The sequence below is a fragment of the Rickettsia endosymbiont of Rhinocyllus conicus genome, from assembly GCF_964026465.1.
Taxonomy (GTDB): domain Bacteria; phylum Pseudomonadota; class Alphaproteobacteria; order Rickettsiales; family Rickettsiaceae; genus Rickettsia.
The window spans coordinates 205,714-224,663 of the sequence record NZ_OZ032155.1 but is presented as its reverse complement, the minus strand read 5'-3'; the positions used below and the strand labels follow the sequence as shown (position 1 = coordinate 224,663).

Here is an 18,950-nt window from a genome sequence, read left to right as displayed (position 1 = left end):
TTTTTATCACGAAATTTAACTTAATAAATTATTAAACTTTATTGTTGTTAATAAAGCCTTCAGGGATAAAATTTATGATATTTTTTGTGGTTTTGGAGATGGGAAAAAGTTATTGCGAGAAAAATGATACTGATATATACCGCTAATAAATGCTATGCATTTTACTGGATTGCTTCGTCAGTTACTACATAACTTTCTCGCAATGACAATTCCTTTTTTAAAACTGTCCGATACTATTGATTGCCATATGGTAGACGAAGTTTAATTTGGAAAAGAGCAAGGAGTTCACAAGACGAGGAGCGAAGCATATACTTAATACGTGGCTACCTGCGTACTTGTAGAACGACGTAGCCAATTTTTCAAATTAAACGAGTATACATTTATTCTTGGCTAAATATTAATAACTTAGCCCCACTTTCCCATTTCAGCATTTCATCATATCTAGTATGCCAAACACGCATAATTTCTTTTTCATATTCTATAATTTGCTCTTCTAAACCTTTAAAGCTTTCTACCATTTGTCTAGCTCTATATAATATTGTATCATTAGCAATATCAAAAACTTTCTTCAAATGCTTATCTTGTTCTGCTTTATAATTTAGATGGGCTGCTCTACCAAGTTCGGCATCTCTATCCATTTCTTCGCTTCTTATTTGTATTTCAAATTTACGTTTAGAATATTGAAGCTGCATTATACTATGAATAGATTGATAACCATTATTTTTCGGTCTACAAATATAATCTTTGGTATGCAATAATGATAGATGCGGGGAATCCTTTATTATATCTAGAGTATTATAGCATTGATCCTTAGACTTAACAATAATTCTACATGCAATTAAATCTTTCAATTCATGAACCGCTACCTCTTTTCTTTTCATTTTTTTAAGAACAGAGTAAGGTTCTTTAAGACGCATAAATATCTTGTTCTCTATGTCGGCTTTATGCAAGTCCTCTTTAATTATATTAATTATATCGTAAATCAAGCACTTTTCTCCCACTTACTAAATAAATATACAAAAGAATTTCTTAACTTCAATTATTAGTAAATAGCTTATAATGCTTTCAAACTAAAGTTATAAGGCTATCATACCTAAATATTAAGAAAACTAATAAAATTAATTCTTTAACTAAATATTAAAAACAAGTTTTTTCAATATATTGTTTAATTAAATTTAACTTATAGATATTTTAGACACACTATCTAGTACTTCAATCATATTTTCTAACTTACCAGTACATTCTAAAACTATATCTACTCCTGCTTCTAAAGCTTTTTTAGCAATATCTTTCATGTCGCCATTTAATGCTTTCATTTCTATTGCATCGGAAATAATAAGACCTTTATAGCCGATTTTATTTCTAATATATTTAATAACTTTTGGTGATAATGTAGCAGGATTATCAGGGTCAATGCACTCATAAACTATATGTGCTGTCATAGCAAGCTTCACTTGATCAAAAGAGCTAAGTTCTTTAAACACCTTAAAGTCAGTTTTTTCTAGCTTTTCTAAACTATTACTTACTTTCGGCAATTCTTTATGGCTATCAGCTTTAGCTCTACCATGCCCCGGCAAATGTTTTATACAACCTTGCACCTTTTCTTGCTGCAAACCTTCCAAAGCTGCTATACATAAAGGCACAACTATTTCAGGTTCTACACCGAAACTTCTATTACCTATAACATCATGTGCTCCTTTATGGCTTATATCGCCTACCGGTGCAAAATCTAAATTAATACCAAGTGCTTTAAGTTCTTTACCTATATTACTGTAATTTTGTTTACATTTTTCTATTGCAATTTCTAATCCTTGATCTTTTGCTAAATCACCAAAACCTTTAGCAGGAGGTGCATTATAGAAAGTTGGTTTTGTAAGCCTTTGTACTCTACCACCCTCTTGATCTATAGCAATAATAGAATTTTCCCCTAATATTTCTTTTATATCAGTGATAAGCTGAGCAAGGGCTTCTTTATTTTGCTTTCCTTTTTCATCTGCTTTGATATTTCGTGCAAATAAAGCTATCCCTAGCGGACTATGCTCATGTAACAATGCTTTTTCTCTATCAGTTAATTTAGTATCTGATATGCCTATAATTACAGGTTTTACAGCTTTCTCTAAAGTCATAGTTGCTTAGAATATAATATTAAATTTGTAATACTATACACACGATCTAAAATCATTGGCAAGGATTTTTTTTATTTGGAGGGATAAATTATTGAAATTAATAAGCAGTATATCTATTTTATCATTAATATTAACATTTGGAAAGGAACTAGAAATATTTTGATCAATATTTAAATGATTTTGAAATAATTCAAAATCATTCGCAGTGTAATATTTTCTATTTTTTATTTTGTAATTAGATAAGCCTAGAATTTTTTTTTCTAAATACCTTAACTGGTATAAAGCAATGTTTAAAAGCTTGGTTATTTCGCTAGCTGAATAATATTTTTTAGTCATTTTCATTAATCAAAGCTTTTAACTTAGCAGAGGGGACAAAACGTAATATATTTTTCGGCTCTATAGTGATTTGAGATTTTGTATGAAAATTTATTCCGGGACGAGAATTTTTATGCTTAACTTCAAAGCTACCGAAGTTTTTTAAAGTTAATTTTTGTTTTTTTGCGATATCTAAAATATTAGTAAAAACTGCATTAATTATCTCTTCGCATAAGCTTTTTGAAAAGCCTAATTCAGCGTTTAGCATAAAAGCAATTTTTTCTTTAGTAATAGTCATAGCATACGAATCAATTATATGAGTGTAATTAACTTATAGCATGCTTAACTTATTAAAGTCAAATATATGTAATTAGCCGGTTTTTATGCCATTCCTGCGTAGAGATTATTTCTCGCTGTCACCCCGTGGTTTGCTAACTGAGTCCGGCATTGTTGCGTGGATCGAGAGTCGTCATTGCGAGGAAATTATGAAGTAATTGACGAAGCAATCCAGTAAAAAATGCTAACTTATAGCATTTTTATTATTTTTCCTGGATTGCCACGCTCCTTGCAGTCGCGTAGCTCAGACGATTTGGTATCCACGCAACAATGCCTCCCGTGGCTTGGGAACTAGGTCCAACTAGAAATACATTACTTATGATTTTGCTTTTTCTTCGTTGTGTTCGTTAATATTTTTATTTAACGCATCTAATTTATCAATAATAGCTTGACGCATTTGTTCTTGTTGTTTAGTACCAGCTTTTTTATATTCTTCGATTTTTTCATTAGCATCATCTAAAGCTTTTTGTAGCTCTTTACCTTTTTCATCTTTTATTTCTGCAATAGCTTGTGACATTTGATTATAAGTATCACTTAAAGTTTGATTAAACTTTTCACTACCATTTTTTGCTAAATCTTTTAAATTTTCTTTTAGCTCTTCTAATTTTTGAGCAATTGTTTTTGTTTGTTCCTGAGCTACTTCTTGTGCTTGTATTTCACTTTTTGTAGCATCATCAGCAAAAGCATTAGGGGTTACTAATAATGTAGCAGCAGTTGCAAATGTTACTAAAATTTTTTTCATGATATTCTCCGATCATTAATGTTATTGTTTATATTATATCATTCAAATTTCTTACTATTTTTTTAAAAATAGTTAATAAAAATTAAACCTAGATATTTTGTATTTACATAATAAATAATCCGATAAAAAAAGCAATATGATAAAAAATAATTTTAAAAACGCATATTTTAATATAAGATGATTAACTAAGTTAAGTCCTCTGAACTTAATAATTAAACATGGAAATTTTATGACATTAGAAATAGGGAAAAAAGCTCATGATTTCTCTTTACATATAGGGAAAGAGAAAGTAATTAAATTATCTGATTTAAAAGGCAAATTTGTGGTGCTATATTTTTACCCAAAAGATGACACACCAGGATGTACTTTAGAAGCACAAGATTTCAATAAGTTAAAACCAGAATTCGATAAGCTTAACGCAGTAATTATTGGAGTTTCAAAAGATAAATTCGACTCTCATGATAAGTTTAAAGAAAAATATTGCTTAGAATTCGATTTAGCTTCAGATGCAAATTCAAATTTATGCGAACAATATGGGGTATGGGTAGAAAAATCCATGTTTGGTAAAAAATATATGGGTATAGATAGAGCAACTTTCTTACTTGATAAAGAAAGTGGGGTTAGACATATTTGGTGTTCTGTCAATGCTAAAGGACATGCTCAGGAAGTATTAGACAAACTGAAATCATTGCAATAAACTAAGGTTAGTTAGCTAGACCCCGTGAATAAATCACGGGGTGACATTATAATTAATTTCACCTACTTATATTATCTCTGCGGTTCGTCTAAATGATTTTTTTCATAATTTTCATGCCGCATTTGTGCTTCAATACATAATGTAGCTATTGGTCGTGCTTCTAACCTTTTTATACCTATCGGATCGCCTGTTTCTTCACAATAACCATATTCACCCTCTTCAATACGCTTTAATGCTTGCTCTATTTTTTCGCATAACTTACGATATCTGTCTCTAGTACGAAGTTCGAAAGCAGTTTCTGTTTCAGTAGTAACACGATCATTAGGGTCTGATTCATTCCAATTTTCTTCTTTTAGATGATTTAAAGTTTCTTGAGATTCACTTAGTAAAGAATTTTTCCACTTTAAAAGTTTTTGCCTAAAATATTCTAAGTGATTTTTACACATATATTCTTCGTCTTTAGACGGCTTATATTCTTCAGGCAATGTAGTAATTTTAAACATATTCATAATCTCAATATTATCTATTTAGTACCTATACTTATAAGGTTTTAAATTAATATAATATATAACTTAAAATTAACGCAAGAAGATTGTTAATATTAAATAACATTTTATTTTTTGATTGGATGTGCGGTAACATATGCCGTTTCTAAATGCTTTATACTTGTTTTTGTATAGCTTTGTGTAGTTGATAAACTTTTATGTCCTAACAGCTCTTGAATAGAGCGTAAATCTGCCCCATTTTCTAGTAAATGCGAGGCAAAACTATGCCTAAATGAATGAGCACTTAAATGCTCAGGTAAACCATAAAACCGTTTCAACTTAATTAACTCCCGGTTAAATACAGGAGGTTGCAATTTCTTACCTTGCTTCCCTCTAAATATTGGTTCATCATCTTTCAATTCATATGGTAATTTTTCTAAATATTCTGTGATCAAATTTCTAGCAATAGCAAGCCAAGGAATTACTCTCTCTTTACCTCCTTTACCCATTATTTTTATAAATTCTAAATTTTGTAAATGAAGCTTTGTAATCGATAACGCTTCAGATATTCGTAAACCTGAAGCATATATAAGAACAAGTAATGCTTTATTTCTAATTTCTATCCACTGACTATTTCCATATTCTTCAATATGATCAAGTGATATATTTACCTCTTCTTCAGATAAGGCTTTTGGCAGTAGTTTACTTTTTTTGGGAGATTTAATAGAAAAAACCACATGATTATGTAATTCAGCCGTCTTTTCTAAAAATTTATAAAAATTCTTTATGGCAGATAAACCACGGGCAATTGATGAAGTAACAAAATTATCACATTTTCTTTTAGCAAGCCAACTTCGCATCAATCTTATATCTGCTGCCCTAATATAATCCATTGTGACGATATCCGAATTATAATAATTCATGAACTCAAGAAAATGTTTAAGATCATTATTATAGGAAATCATGGTATGATTAGAGTAATTTTTTTGCAAGCTGAGGTATTTTTGCCACTTAATTATTAATTCTTGTGTTTGTGTATCTAACATTTATAAAGCTTAATTAATTTTAATATTAACTTACCATCTAACAATTATTGACTCGTAATTTTATAAATGTTAGCATGGACTAATGGGTTAAGGGTTCTTAACAAACCCACAAAACACACAGTCACTTATATTTTACAAAGTTTAATTTATTTTTAGGAGAAAAATAATGTTAAATAATACACAATTTTTAGATTTTATGAAATCTTATATGAATCCTGAACTTTATATGAGTTCTTTAAAAAATATGCCTAATATAGATTTTTCATCTACCACCGGAACAATGCAAAGAGCTTTAAATATTTTAGTAACAACAAATCAAATAGCTACTGAAAGCATGCAAAATTTGCTTAAGAAAAACTCCGAAATGATACATTAATACCATTTTGAATTCTACTAAAGAAGCAATGGGTACTAATGATTTTAAGCAAGCTAGCGATTGTCACCAAAAATGTTTTAAATCTATTTATGAAACATCTATGAATAATGCTAAAGAGATTGCAAATATTGCCTATGAATCTTCAGCAAAAATATTAGAAGCAGTAAACAAAAATATTTCTGAAAATGTTCATCAAGCTTCTTCTAATATGCAGAATATGGCACAGCAAGCACAAAAAAACGTATTTAATAAAAAGCCTGCTTAGATTTTAAGCTACATGTCATTCCCGCGTAGACGGGAAAGCTTTATTGCGTGGATCAGTTTTTCCAGTTGTCATCCCGCGACTTTGATCGCGGGATCCAGTTAAAAATACTAATAAAATTAGTATTTTTTATTATTTTTTGGATGCCGTGGTCAAGCCACGGCATGACATCGAAAGTGCTTTTCGATCCACGCAACAATGTTATGCAGAATGACATAAAAACCATATAACAATCCTATCCATTCCTCGCTTTCCTACTGAGCCAGTTTTGTAGATAAGAATCTGCAAGCTCAGCATCTTCTATAACGATTACATTTTCTGCATTACGTTTATCAGCAGCAGCAGTAAAATTAAATGAACCGGTTATTACTTTCTTTTTATCGATAATTATAACTTTATTATGAGCAATACCCGGAACTTTATCTATACCTACCTCAATTTTTGCTCGTTGTAATTCGTGTAACTTAGAAAATTTTTGCTTTAAATTACTACGATCCAGTAAGATTTTCACTTGTACACCACGTGCTTGAGCATTAATTAAAGCGGCAGTAATCAATGAATCGCTCATGCCATATGCATGCATATAAATTGACTCTCTAGCTGTATCAATTTGATCTGCTATAAATTTAATGCAACCTGATGGGGGAGTAAAACATGTACTAACTTTACTTCTAGAAAGCTGCGAAATATTGTAATGCTTTATTTTTGGAGGCGGTGTATGCGATATTTTGAACTGATTTATTAGATCAGTTCCATAATCTGAATATCCTAAAACACCTATTGATTTGCCTAAAATAAAGGCAATAAATATTTCCGTAAATTTTTTATTTTTTCTCTTCACAAACTTTTTTATTTTTTAACGTAACTTCCTGGTGCTTCTTCAATTGCTATTAAATTTTTATAATCCAAAGATTTTACTAGTTCAGTATTATTTTTAATAAGCCAATCAAGCCAGCATTCCCACCATGAGCCTTTATATTCTGTAGCTTTCAAAAGCCATTCTCTACTATTTAAACTTAAATCATCATTAAGTCTATAATTATATTTAGTAGTTTTTGGAGGATTAACCACCCCTGCTACATGCCCTGAATCAGTTAAGCAAAAAATCTTATCACCATTTATCAATTTCATTCCATCATATATTGAACGCCAAGGTGCGATATGATCCTCCTTAGCTGCCACAAAGAAAGAATTACAATCAACTTTACCAAGATCTATCTTAGTTCCTAATATTTCTAAAGTATTAGGCTCTTTTAGTAAATTATTATAATAGGTATTTTGTAAATATTCTTGATACATTCTTGCCGGTAAATTTGTAGAATCAGCATTCCAATATAACAAATCAAAAGGCATAGGATTTTTGCCAAGTAAATAATTATTTACAAAAAATGTCCAAATTAAATCGTTAGCTCTTAGTAAACTAAAGGTATTTGATAAATATTTTCCATCAAAATATCCTTTCAAATCCATATCCTCTTTAATATACTTCATCGTATTTTCATTAAAAAATACTCCAAGCTCACCAGGACTAGTATAATCAAGCAAGGTGGTAAAGAACGTAGCACTATTAGTGCAATCTAGTTTTTTTACTTTTAAATATGCAAGAATAATGGCAAGAAACGTTCCGCCCATGCAATATCCAACGAAGTCAATTTTTTTAAAGCCAAGCTTTCTAATATATTCAATAGGTGCTAAAATCTCATATTGTAAATAATCATCAAAGCCTTTTTCTGCTAAAGACGAATCCGGATTAACCCATGAAATAAGGAAAACTTGAAAATTATTTTCCACTAAAAAAGATATTAATGAATTATGCGAGGATAAATCGAGAATATAATATTTATTTATGCAAGGGGGAATAATTAGTATCGGTATCTTATGTACTTTTTCTTTCGGCTCATAGCATATTAGCTGCATCAAATCATTTTGAAATATAACTTTTCCTTTTGTTGTTGCAATATTCTCACCAAGCTTAAAAGCTGATTTATCAGTAGTTCTAATATTTAATATATCACCTGAATTTTTTATATCTCTTAGGAAATTTTCAAGCCCTTGTACTAAATTCTGCCCCCACTTTCCAAAGTTTCACGTAAAACTTTTGGATTACAAAAAGCAAAATTTGATGGCGAAAAAGCATCAATAAAGTGCCTAGTTAAAAAATCTAAATGTTGCTTAAGGTCATCTGATAATTCATATTGATCGATATTTTTCTTAAGCCATTCAGCGGATAATAGATAATATTGTTTAACAAAATCAAAATAAGCATTCTCTTCCCATAAAGAATCTTTAAATCTTTTATCACGATTATCTGGGGAAAATATAGCTTTCGCCGGACTACCAACAAATTTCGCAAAGGCATTCGTAGTAAGCTCTCTTAGCTTTTCAATATACTGGGTATTAATACTACAAAATTTTTCAGGATTTGCCCAAAATTGTTCTACCATTAAGGTGGCGATAATTCTATTCTTATCACTATTAATTAAATTTTGTGGTATTATACTACCCTTGCCCTGCATTAAATGCATGATCAATTCTTGATATTTATCAGCTATTTCTTTAAAATTATTGATAATCGTTTCATGTGGTATGTTGTACATATTTTAGTTCCGGTGATGTTACTACGTCATTGCGAGGAGAAACTGTAAGTTTCGACAAAGCAATCTCAGGAATCTTATAACTCTATTTCATGAGATTGCCACGCTCCTTGCAGTCGCTCGCAATGACATCTATATCTCTAGACTATCCCATATACTATTTATCTTGTCGATAACTTCCTGATCCATTTCGATTTTTTTACCCCATTTTCTGTTTGTCTCAGGGTATATTTTATCTGTTGCATCTATTCCCATTTTGCTGCCAAGCCCTGACTCTGGGGATGCAAAATCTAAATAATCTATTGGGGAGTTTTCTATGAAAGTTGTATCACGCTTTGGATCAACTCTTGTTGAGATTGCCCAAATTACTTCCTGCCAGTTACGAATATCGATATCATCATCGACCACGATAATAAATTTGCTATACATAAATTGCCGTAAATAAGACCAAACACCAAGCATTATTCTTTTAGCATGACCAGGATAAGACTTTTTAATTGATACTACCGCAACCCTATATGAACAACCTTCAGGTGGCAACCAAAAATCAACAATTTCCGGAAATTGTTGTTGAATAAGAGGGATAAAAATCTCATTTAATGCTTCACCGAGTATTGATGGCTCATCTGGGGGTTTGCCTGTATAAGTACTCAAATATACAGGATTTTTTTTCATCGTTATTGCTGTTACAGTAAATACTGGGAATTCTTCAACATCATTGTAATATCCGGTATGGTCGCCAAAAGGACCTTCGGGTAAATACTCATCTAGACTAACATACCCCTCAAGCACTATTTCGCTATGTGCTGGAACTTTTAAATCAATGGTTTTACACTTTACCAATTCTACTTTTTCATTACCAAGCAACCCAGCAAAATTATATTCCGAAATATTTTCCGGTATCGGCATTACTGATGCCATAGTTATTGCCGGATTTGCCCCAATAACTATAGCAGCTGGGAAAGGTTCTCTTTTTGCTCCTTTCCAACGTTTATGATGCTCTGCACCACCTCGCAACTTAAGCCAACGCATCAATAATTTATTTTCCGAAATAACCTGCATTCTATATATACCGAGATTATAATTATCAACCTTTTCATCGGTTGGTCCTTTAGTTACAACTATAGACCAAGTAATTAAAGGTGAAACATCAAGAGACCAACATTTTTGGATTGGTAATATATTAAGATCAGGCTTGTCGATAATAATCTCATGGCAAGCGGCTTTTGAAACAGTTTTAGGCGACATAGCAAAGATACGCTTTGCTAGCGGTAACCTCGATAATGTTTCTTTAAAAGATGATGGTGGTTGCGGTTGTTTAAGAAATGCGAGTAAAACTCCAAGCTCTCTTAATTCCTGAATATTCTGAAGCTTAAGCCCCATGCAAATACGATTGATACTAGCATAAAGATTAGTTAGAACAGGTATTGTAGATTTACTGCCGTCAGATTTTATAACATTCTCAAATAGCAAAGCAGGACCATTTTGCTCCAATGCTCTTCTGCTGATTTCAGTAATTTCTAGATCGGTTTTAACTTCAACAGAAATACGCTTTAATTCACCGTTTTTTTCTAACAATTTCAAAAACTCGGGTAAATCTCTAAAGCTCATATTATTTATTAGATTTTGTGTTATTTAGCTCGTATGTAATCCTCACCGTACGTGTGCATCGGCATCATCCCGTGGTGGCATTGTTGCGTGGATCGGTTTTTCCGTCATTGCGAGGAAATTGTGAAGTAATTGACGAAGCAATCCAGCTAAAAAATACTAATATTATTAGTATTTTTTATTATTTTTTCTGGATTGCCACGCTCATTTCATTCGCGTAGCTCAGACGATTTGGTATCCACGCAATAAGGTCTCCCGTGGTTTGGGAACTAGATCCAGCATAAAGCGAGATAAATCGAGCTTTTTGTATTTTTTATTACTGGATCCCGTGGACGAGCCACGGGATGACACCGATCACGTTTTTCGATCCACGCGGGCAATGCCGTCACAGGGCGACACAACTCATTTATATAGTCTTCACTTTCATATCATTTTGCTTGATCGTATAGTTAATCAATTCATCAATGATAGAATTTTTAATAGTGTGTACTATATTTTTTTCTGAATTAGTTCTAATATTTTTAGCCACCTGCTCATCTATATTTGTAGATTTAATATGGGCAAAATATAGCTCATCGCCTACTTGAAATACAGGAGTATTAGAACCTATTTTAGTGTTAAAAATGGATAATAATATTTCAGGGGTTAACATCTGATCATTTTCCATTTCTGATCTTATATAAGTTTTGTTACGTATTTTAGCATTTGATGTGTTATCTTCTGTATCAAAATTATCTTCTTTTGCTAAATCTTTCATAATTTTTATATTAAGATCAGCAAGATATTGCTTTATCCAAGTGCTATTTATCTGTTCTTTAATACTATCAAATTCAGGTATTTTTGCTGGATTTATAGATTTTAATTCAACAAGTACTAAATAGCTTTTATCTTCTGCCTCAATCGGATAAGATAATTCCCTCTCGCTAAGCTCAAAAATACTATCGGCATTTTCGGCAATTATTTTGTCTTCGATCAAATCGGCATAACTTATATTATTAATATTGTTAATAGGCAGCTCATATTTTTCTGCGATTTCAACTAAGCTAGAAACGGCTGCGACATCATCTTCTAAGTTTTTAGCAAGCTCCATATTTAGGATATCAATTTTTTGAGATTCTATTTGTTCATATAATTGTTTTTGTACATCCTCAAAACTTTGTTCTCCAAATTCCTCTTTATTCTCATTATAAAATTCTAATAATTCTTCTTTAGTAACTTGGATTTTCTTTTGTAAGTTTTCAGTAGTAACTTTTATATATGAAAAGCTACGCTTCTCAGGTATTTCAAATGAAGATTTGTTATTCTGGTAAAAATCTTTTAATTCCTGATCAGAGGGAACTGGAATTTGTAAATCTTTTGGCTTGTTTTGTAGATTCATTTGCACTAATTCTACTTCTCTTTTTTCAGCCATATAATTTACTATATTATCAGTCATAGCTTTTGGAACATAGAAGCTATCTAAAAAAGTACCAGCAAAAATATTTTTTAAGGCTTTTTCTTTAAAATTTACTAAATATTTTTCTTCATCTGTATAAGAATTTCTAAAATAAGTTTTAAAGAGCTTTATATCGAAAATTCCTTGATCATTTTTAAAAACCGGTGATTCTTTTACTAAATTTTTTACAGTATCATCGCTTATATCAAAATCATAATAGCTAACTAGATAATCTAAGATATTCTCAAAAATAAGCCTTTTTAAGATTCTATTATCTATATTTAATTGTGCTATTTCTTCTTCCGTTAGGCTTACTCCTACTTGTTTAGATATAGCGTTAATTTCTAAAGATTTTGCCCGCAGAAAATCTTCTTGCGATATGTTTTTCGCATGAGAAAAAGTTACGATATTGCCACCACCTCTTCCATGTAATACATCTTTAATGCCAAAGCCAACAAAGGCAAAAACGATCATTGCGAATAAAACCCGCATTATAAAACTATCGGCAGTTTTTCTAATATTATTTAACATAATTTTTTATTTAAGATTCTTAATGTCATCTTGTACATTATAAAGCAAAAAAACCTACATAGTCAAACTATATAGGTTTTTTGTTACATATGTGTCATGCCGTATGGATCAATTTTCCCGTCATTGTGAGGAAATTACGAAGTAACTTGTACGTACGCAATCTTAGGATGCTTGACAAGATTGCCACGTCGATACTTTGTATCTCCTCGCAATGACGGGGAAACTGATGCACACGAACAAGCCACCACGGGATGACAAAGGAAAACTTATATACGCAAATAATACTTTTTCACAATAACGACTCTTGAGTCGCACAACAATATTTTTAGTAAGGAATAATCGAGAAATAAGGATGGTGACCCCTACGGGACTCGAACCCGTGTTCCCACCGTGAAAGGGTGGTGTCCTAACCGCTAGACGAAGGGGCCTTTAAGAAATATTATTATAATTTGTCATCCCCGCAAGGCGTTGCCTTGGTGTATTAGCCCTATCTTTGTCATCCCATGAGCTTGTAGCGGAATCCAGTTAAAAATACTAATTTTAGTATTTTTCATTATTTTTTCTGGATCCCGCAATCAAGCCGCGGGATGACAGAGGAAAAACCGATCCACTTAAGCAAGCCTTACGGAGTAACAGATAATATAACAATGCACTTTAATTACAATAACTTCAAAGGTTTTATACAATATCTTTTTAAGTATTGCAAGCAAAATTATAGATTTACTTTAAGTTTAATACTACCTTGATGGCTATGATAACGTTTATTCAAATAATAGTTATAATCCAACGAAATAATCGTATTCTTAACACTTCCTATAATACCCCCTCCTAAATTATAGGCTGTTTTTGCTTGTTTCGGTATTATATGATTTTGCGTAAATTTATTACCTTGTATTTGAATAGTTCTATTTACTCTCTGAGTTTTTTCATTGAAATTATGCTCTATGGAACTATGCAGCGTAAGCCCTAAATTATTATTTTTTAAAGGTATTTTCGTTTTAGCACCGATAATTCCTGATAATATATTATTTTCTTTCGTTGCAAGAGCTATTTCTTGAATACTAATACCTGTTTCATTATATACACCATCTCGTGATTTTCCGTATCTTAAACCGATATTTGGCGTAATGACTATATTATTTGTAGCCAGATAATTATAATTAAGTAAAGCTTCTGCGTTATAGCTATGGTTACGATGTTTTACATTACTCTTAAATTTAGTATTATTAAATAAATAAGTAGTTTTATTTTTAATAAAGTTCTTAGAAGCAGCAACTAAACCTTGCAATACAAAATTTTTCGGTAATTCTTTTTGCCCATAGATAGAAACTATATGACTTTTAATAATTTCTTTATCATTATTATTGTTATTTTTAAACTTAAATACTGAATGAACGTTACTATAAGCAATACCTATAATATTATTATCGATCTCAACGTCAAAACCAACAGTACCACCTTTATTAATACCTCTATAGCCATTAATATTATTAACTCTACCTTGGTTATTAACACCGTACATAGTACGCATCCATAGACCTCTTTTAACTGGTGACTCTTCATCACCAGCTGCTATAGCAGCATTATTATCTTCATTAATTTTAACTACTGCAATAGAATCAAGTCTAGTAAAAATAGAATCTTTCGTCACTTTCTGAACAGTTTGAATTTGTTGATTAGTAGTAGGAGCAATTGCTGCAACACTCTTTTTTACTTCTTCTACTGCTTGCGGAAGAGGGATAGTTGTAATTGCATCAATCTTTTTAAGCGGTTTACTATATTCTAAATCTTCTTCTATACCTGAATCATAATCATCATCACTATCTATTAATTTTAAAAAGCTATCTTCATCCTTTTCGCCACTCTTTAACCTTAAGAAACTACGTTTATCATCACCATCTTTTAATTTTAAAGAATCATTTTCATTTTCTCTACCATCGCTTAATGCTAAAAGACCATGCTCATCATCACTACCATCACTTAGCCCTAAGAATCTATCTTCTTCCTCTTTACCATCACTTACTCCTAACAAGTTATATTCACTTTTTCCGCCATCACTTGATTCTGATGAGCTAGGTTTATCCTCTCTACCATTACTTACTCCCAAGGAGCTATGTTCATTAGTTGATAATAATAGTTGATCCGAAGCATCTTCAGTTTTTGTACCAATATTTGCGTTAGGTTGATCGTTTAAGCCTTTCGCTGCAGTTAGTGTTTCAAGTTCTGAATTTATATCTGCAGTTATTTTTTCAAAGCCTTCTAGGACTTCTTTAAATTCTGCATCTCTATCTTCTCTATCTATCTTAGACTCATTGTTTAAGCCTTCAGCTTCAACTAATTTTTCAAATTCTACGCTTAAGTCTTCTTTACTACCAACTAGATCACTAATGCTATGAACTGAAGCATATTTCTTTAACGGTGTTGCACTATATCCTTTAGCCTTTATTTCTACATCACTATCTGATGAATTACTAGAGCTAGGAGTTGAACCTAAATCCTCTATATCTTGTTGTAACTGTGATTCTTGTTTTGATAAATTTAGAGCTTCCTGGGCTAAATCCTGAAGTGATTGTGAATTTTCAGGGTCTAATCTTTTTCGGCGTAATTCATGATATTGTGCTTCAACATTACTTTTTTTGGTGGATACTTTTTGAAGCTCTTCATCCAGCTCATCATGTTTTCGTAGTGAGGTAAATTTCTCTTCAAGTGCTAAATATTCTAAATTAGATGATGCTGGACTTTGTATACCATTACTTTTTCTACTATCTTCTTTGTAATTTTCAAATGCTTCTTCAACTAATTTTATATCATTATTATATTGTTTTAATAATGCCTCAGCTGCTTCTATTTGCCTGTTTTCATCACCATTTAAATCTTTTCTTTCTTTATTTTCTTTATATATAATAAATTGCTCCCATACTGCTTTAGCTTCGTCTTTTTTCTTATTTAAATCTTTAAGTAATCTATCAAACAATACTGGACGCTTATTACTATTAGCACTATTAATTCTATGTAATGAGTACTCAATATTTTGATGTCCTAAAAGAGCTAAATTATTTTTTGGAACAATATGCGTATCTTCTTTATTAGCTGCAATAAATCCTACATTCGTCTTTATCTTATCTTGGTATCCATTTATCCTGCTTTCAATTTGTTTTGCTTCAGCAAGTTTTTCCTCAATTCGCCTATTATAGCTTATTTCATTTTGTGGCTTGTTAACTAGCTTTAATCTTAATATATTTAATTCTTGAATTATATTTTCTAAGTTTTTTTGCTCTTTTTTTATACTTGCTAAACTTGTATCAATTAATTTTTGCTGAGAAGAACTAGGTGTTTTTTGTAGGTTTTTTATTAGTCCTCCTACTTCCATATATGTTTCAACCAATGGCAACATACGTACGTTTAAATCCGCTTGAGTAAACGTAGGATGTTGTTTTGACTGATCTTCTTTTTGAGGCTGCACATTTACAACTGGATCTGGAAATACTTCTATATAGTCCTGTACTGAGGGCGGGTTTGGTTTTAAATATCCTCCTGAATCATAATTGCTATTATCTACAATCCTTTGCACTCTAGGTGTTACAGGAATGCTTACATTATTAGTGTTATTTTTATTTCGAGCAGGTAGTTGCGGTGGAAAAGTAATTTGTCCTATTTCAGTTTTTATTTCTCCAGAAATCCTTTCTACTTTCTCATAATATTTCTTTATATCATTATGATTTGGCTTTTCCTTAGCCAGTTCTCCTATTATTTTTAGTTTTAAGTCTTCTTGCTTTTCTTGTTTTTTTTCTATTTTTAATAATTTCTTTTCTGCTACAGTTTTATCTTCGTACGATTCTATTCGTCCTATCCCTTCTCTTGTAGTCTCTAAAGATTCTGGATTTTGATTTAATATTTTTTTTATTTTTTCTAATTGGTTTAAATCATCTTGAACCTGCTGTTCACTCTCTTGGTTATTTAATAATACTCTTTTCTTTTCTATCTCCGCTCCTAATGCAACCATTAATAGATTTTTTTGTATCCGTGCCTCTCCTATATTATTTTTTTTCTTTGCTGCTGCGTATGCTTTAGCTGCCTGTTTTTTTCGTACTTCTTGTGCTTTTTTTTGTGCTTCTTTATCAACTTTAATTCTTTCATTATTATCTTGCTCTATCTGTGCTTGATATTCTGCACTTTTTCTTTTTACTTCATCCGTAGTTGCTTTATTTTTATCAGCTACACCCTGCCTAGCAGCCTTAGTTCTTTGTAATTGTTCTTGAGATTTTGTAAGCTTTGTTGGCTCTTCCGCTGATGTATTATCATCTTTTTTACCTTTACCAAAAAGACGAGAAAATACTCCACGTTTTTTAGGCGTGCTAGCCTGTGCAGGCTTAAAATCACTTTGTGAGTTTGGCTCTTGTTGTACCGGTGAGCTATTTTTATAAAAATCTTCTATATCTTGGCTTGAATCATTACTTTTAAGGCTTTCTCTTCCTTTTTTTGTTGAAGGTCTACGTTTTACACTACTAGCTCTATTTAATGCTTTCTTATACTCCATTATATCTTGGTAAGTATCTTTGCTACTTGCTACTCCTTCAAAAGGTACTGCAATTATTGCTGCTGCTGATATAGAAGCAAGTAAAGAATATTTTAAAAGTCTTAGTTTTTTTACGGAATTATTTGTGGTTATTTTACTCATATTTTGAATACCTAAAATTTAGTTATGCTTACCAAAGTCGCATATAATAGTAATGTGGTTAAAAATCAATAATATAGTTAATTTATTTTAATAATTTGATCTTGCTATTGAAAAAGGATCGCTGGGCGGGTATAATGTGTTTTTAACTTATAATTGAAAATGCTAGATTATTTAAAAGCAATTTTTGAAGCCGAATATAACCATCTTAATTTATGGTATTTCGTTAGTTTCATCTGCGGAATTATAGTTTATTTTTCTTTAAATTTTGATTTTTCATTTTCAACTATTGGGATTATTTTACTTGTACTTTTAATATTATCTACTAGCAAAAGATATAGCATCATCATCAAGTTTATTTATGGTATTATTATTGCATTTGCAATTGGTTTATTAGTCGCAAAATACCGCACGGCAAGTGTGCATGGTCAAACCATTCATAAGCCTATAATTACTCTAGTTGGCGGCAAAATAGAATCTATCAAACCAACCATCATCGGAGGACAAGTAGTATTAAGCGAAATAAAAATCGAGGAAATTAATCGTGATTTACAAAAGGTAAAAATTAGTATACCGAAAAAATATTTACAGGAAATTCGTGTAAATGACTATATAACTTTACTTGCTAAGCTTTATAAACCTCAAAATAGTATATTACCTGGTGGCTATGATTTCGGGTTTTATGCATATCTTGCTGATATAGGAGCAAATGGCTATGCGATGTCAGAACCTAAAATTTTAGCACGCAATGAAACTACTATTGATAGCTTTATTTATAAAATACGTATTTTCATTTATAATAATTTAATAAATAAGCTTGGTAGTGATAAAGGAAATTTTGCAGCTGCGATATTACTTGGTGAGACGAAAGGCTTAAACAGGCAAATCATGCAAGATATGCGACAAAGCGGTATATCACACGTATTATGCGTTTCAGGGCTACATTTGTCGCTAGTGGTAATGATTATTTTCATTACTACAAGGTTTTTGCTGAATATATCAAATTATTTGGCATATAATTACAATATAAAATTGATTTCTGCTTACTGTGCATTAATCGGCAGCTTTGGATATTTAGAGCTAAGCGGGATGCAAATCGCAGCAACCAGAGCTTTTATTACGGCAGCGATTTTTATTTATGGGATTATTATAGGAAGAGCTGGTTTTCCTATTCGTTCTCTTGCTATTGCTGCATTTATAATATTATCGCTAAATCCCGAATATATTTTTCATCCGAGTTTTCAGCTATCTTTTATTGCAGTATTATCACTTGTGGCAGGTTATGAGTTTTATCTTAAAAATTCGTGGTTACTTGGAGAGAAAAAAGGCATTTTTGGAGCAATAAAATTTTATACCATATCAAATATTTACTCTAGTTTTTTAGCAAGCATCATTACTGCCCCCGTAGTAATAAATCAGTTTTTTATATTCTCTACTTACTCAGTACCGACAAATCTTATTGCCGTGCCTATAATGTCTTTTTTTCTGATGCCTCTTGCTCTATTGTCCTTGCCTTTTACTATGATTGGGTTTGATAGTTATATTTTGGAGATTATAGGGTTTTTTATTGAAATAATAATTAAATCAGCCCACTATTTAATAATTTACCTGGCTCAGTTTGGTATTTCGGCTATATCACAAATTTTAGTATTTTACTCTTTTTATTTGGATTTTTCTGGATTTGTATATGGAAAACTACATGGCGACTATTTGGACTAGTAA

General features: G+C 31.2%; 14 protein-coding genes, 1 tRNA gene and 2 pseudogenes. 3 read left to right on the top strand and 14 right to left on the bottom strand.

The window, feature by feature from the left end:
* Positions 1 to 380 precede the first annotated feature (380 nt).
* The 5 genes from AAGD54_RS01110 to AAGD54_RS01090 all read right to left on the bottom strand — a co-directional run bounded on the left by AAGD54_RS01110 (position 381) and on the right by AAGD54_RS01090 (position 3,519).
* The gene (locus AAGD54_RS01110) at positions 381 to 986 is read right to left on the bottom strand and encodes a bifunctional (p)ppGpp synthetase/guanosine-3',5'-bis(diphosphate) 3'-pyrophosphohydrolase (RefSeq protein WP_341794791.1); all 606 of its coding nucleotides are present in this window, start codon (positions 984 to 986) and stop codon (positions 381 to 383) included.
* A gap of 189 nt (positions 987 to 1,175) precedes the next feature.
* Positions 1,176 to 2,126 carry a beta-N-acetylhexosaminidase gene (gene nagZ, locus AAGD54_RS01105; protein WP_341794790.1) on the bottom strand — a complete coding sequence of 317 codons (951 nt, stop codon included), beginning with the start codon at positions 2,124 to 2,126 and terminating at the stop codon, positions 1,176 to 1,178.
* Positions 2,127 to 2,159: 33 nt separating this feature from the next.
* Entirely contained in the window at positions 2,160 to 2,468 is a 309-nt protein-coding gene (locus AAGD54_RS01100) for a hypothetical protein (RefSeq protein WP_341794789.1), read from the bottom strand.
* On the bottom strand, positions 2,455 to 2,739 hold the full coding sequence (locus AAGD54_RS01095; protein WP_341788744.1) for an HU family DNA-binding protein: 285 nt from the start codon (positions 2,737 to 2,739) through the stop codon (positions 2,455 to 2,457). The genes AAGD54_RS01100 and AAGD54_RS01095 overlap by 14 nt, the downstream gene beginning before the upstream one ends.
* A gap of 354 nt (positions 2,740 to 3,093) precedes the next feature.
* Positions 3,094 to 3,519, bottom strand: a complete 426-nt coding sequence (locus tag AAGD54_RS01090) for a hypothetical protein (protein ID WP_341794788.1) — start codon at positions 3,517 to 3,519, stop codon at positions 3,094 to 3,096.
* A 229-nt stretch (positions 3,520 to 3,748) separates the two neighbouring features.
* On the opposite strand from AAGD54_RS01090, the gene bcp reads away from it, so the two are divergent.
* Positions 3,749 to 4,216 (top strand): thioredoxin-dependent thiol peroxidase, encoded by a 468-nt coding sequence (gene bcp, locus AAGD54_RS01085; RefSeq protein WP_341794787.1) that lies wholly within the window; start codon positions 3,749 to 3,751, stop codon positions 4,214 to 4,216.
* A 71-nt stretch (positions 4,217 to 4,287) separates the two neighbouring features.
* Here bcp and dksA read toward each other — a convergent pair whose 3' ends face one another.
* Together dksA and AAGD54_RS01075 are read right to left on the bottom strand one after the other, a co-directional pair.
* A complete protein-coding gene (dksA, locus tag AAGD54_RS01080) occupies positions 4,288 to 4,719 on the bottom strand; it encodes an RNA polymerase-binding protein DksA (RefSeq protein WP_341794786.1) in 432 nt (143 codons plus the stop codon).
* Between the two features lie 110 nt (positions 4,720 to 4,829).
* The gene (locus AAGD54_RS01075; protein ID WP_341794785.1) at positions 4,830 to 5,747 is read right to left on the bottom strand and encodes a tyrosine recombinase XerC; all 918 of its coding nucleotides are present in this window, start codon (positions 5,745 to 5,747) and stop codon (positions 4,830 to 4,832) included.
* 166 nt (positions 5,748 to 5,913) lie between these two features.
* Here AAGD54_RS01075 and AAGD54_RS01070 point away from each other — a divergent pair.
* Positions 5,914 to 6,388: pseudogene (locus AAGD54_RS01070) on the top strand (phasin family protein).
* Between the two features lie 232 nt (positions 6,389 to 6,620).
* Here AAGD54_RS01070 and AAGD54_RS01065 read toward each other — a convergent pair.
* From AAGD54_RS01065 to AAGD54_RS01030, 7 genes and pseudogenes are all read right to left on the bottom strand, one after another.
* Complete coding sequence (locus AAGD54_RS01065; protein ID WP_341794784.1) at positions 6,621 to 7,226, bottom strand: phospholipase D family protein; 606 nt, start codon at positions 7,224 to 7,226, stop codon at positions 6,621 to 6,623.
* 8 nt (positions 7,227 to 7,234) lie between these two features.
* On the bottom strand, positions 7,235 to 8,218 hold the full coding sequence (locus AAGD54_RS01060) for an alpha/beta hydrolase (RefSeq protein WP_341795147.1): 984 nt from the start codon (positions 8,216 to 8,218) through the stop codon (positions 7,235 to 7,237).
* Positions 8,219 to 8,236: 18 nt separating this feature from the next.
* Positions 8,237 to 8,829: pseudogene (locus AAGD54_RS01055) on the bottom strand (poly(3-hydroxyalkanoate) synthetase); the annotation flags it as partial.
* 282 nt (positions 8,830 to 9,111) lie between these two features.
* Complete coding sequence (locus AAGD54_RS01050) at positions 9,112 to 10,590, bottom strand: UbiD family decarboxylase (protein ID WP_341794783.1); 1,479 nt, start codon at positions 10,588 to 10,590, stop codon at positions 9,112 to 9,114.
* Between the two features lie 403 nt (positions 10,591 to 10,993).
* Complete coding sequence (locus tag AAGD54_RS01040) at positions 10,994 to 12,553, bottom strand: SurA N-terminal domain-containing protein (RefSeq protein ID WP_341794781.1); 1,560 nt, start codon at positions 12,551 to 12,553, stop codon at positions 10,994 to 10,996.
* A 353-nt stretch (positions 12,554 to 12,906) separates the two neighbouring features.
* Positions 12,907 to 12,981 (bottom strand) — tRNA-Glu (locus AAGD54_RS01035).
* A gap of 284 nt (positions 12,982 to 13,265) precedes the next feature.
* On the bottom strand, positions 13,266 to 17,231 hold the full coding sequence (locus tag AAGD54_RS01030) for an autotransporter domain-containing protein (RefSeq protein WP_341794780.1): 3,966 nt from the start codon (positions 17,229 to 17,231) through the stop codon (positions 13,266 to 13,268).
* A gap of 159 nt (positions 17,232 to 17,390) precedes the next feature.
* Here AAGD54_RS01030 and AAGD54_RS09420 point away from each other — a divergent pair, with 159 nt between their 5' ends.
* Positions 17,391 to 18,947: a ComEC/Rec2 family competence protein gene (locus AAGD54_RS09420; protein WP_410526050.1), complete on the top strand. Its 1,557-nt coding sequence runs from the start codon at positions 17,391 to 17,393 to the stop codon at positions 18,945 to 18,947.
* The last annotated feature ends 3 nt before the right edge of the window (positions 18,948 to 18,950 follow it).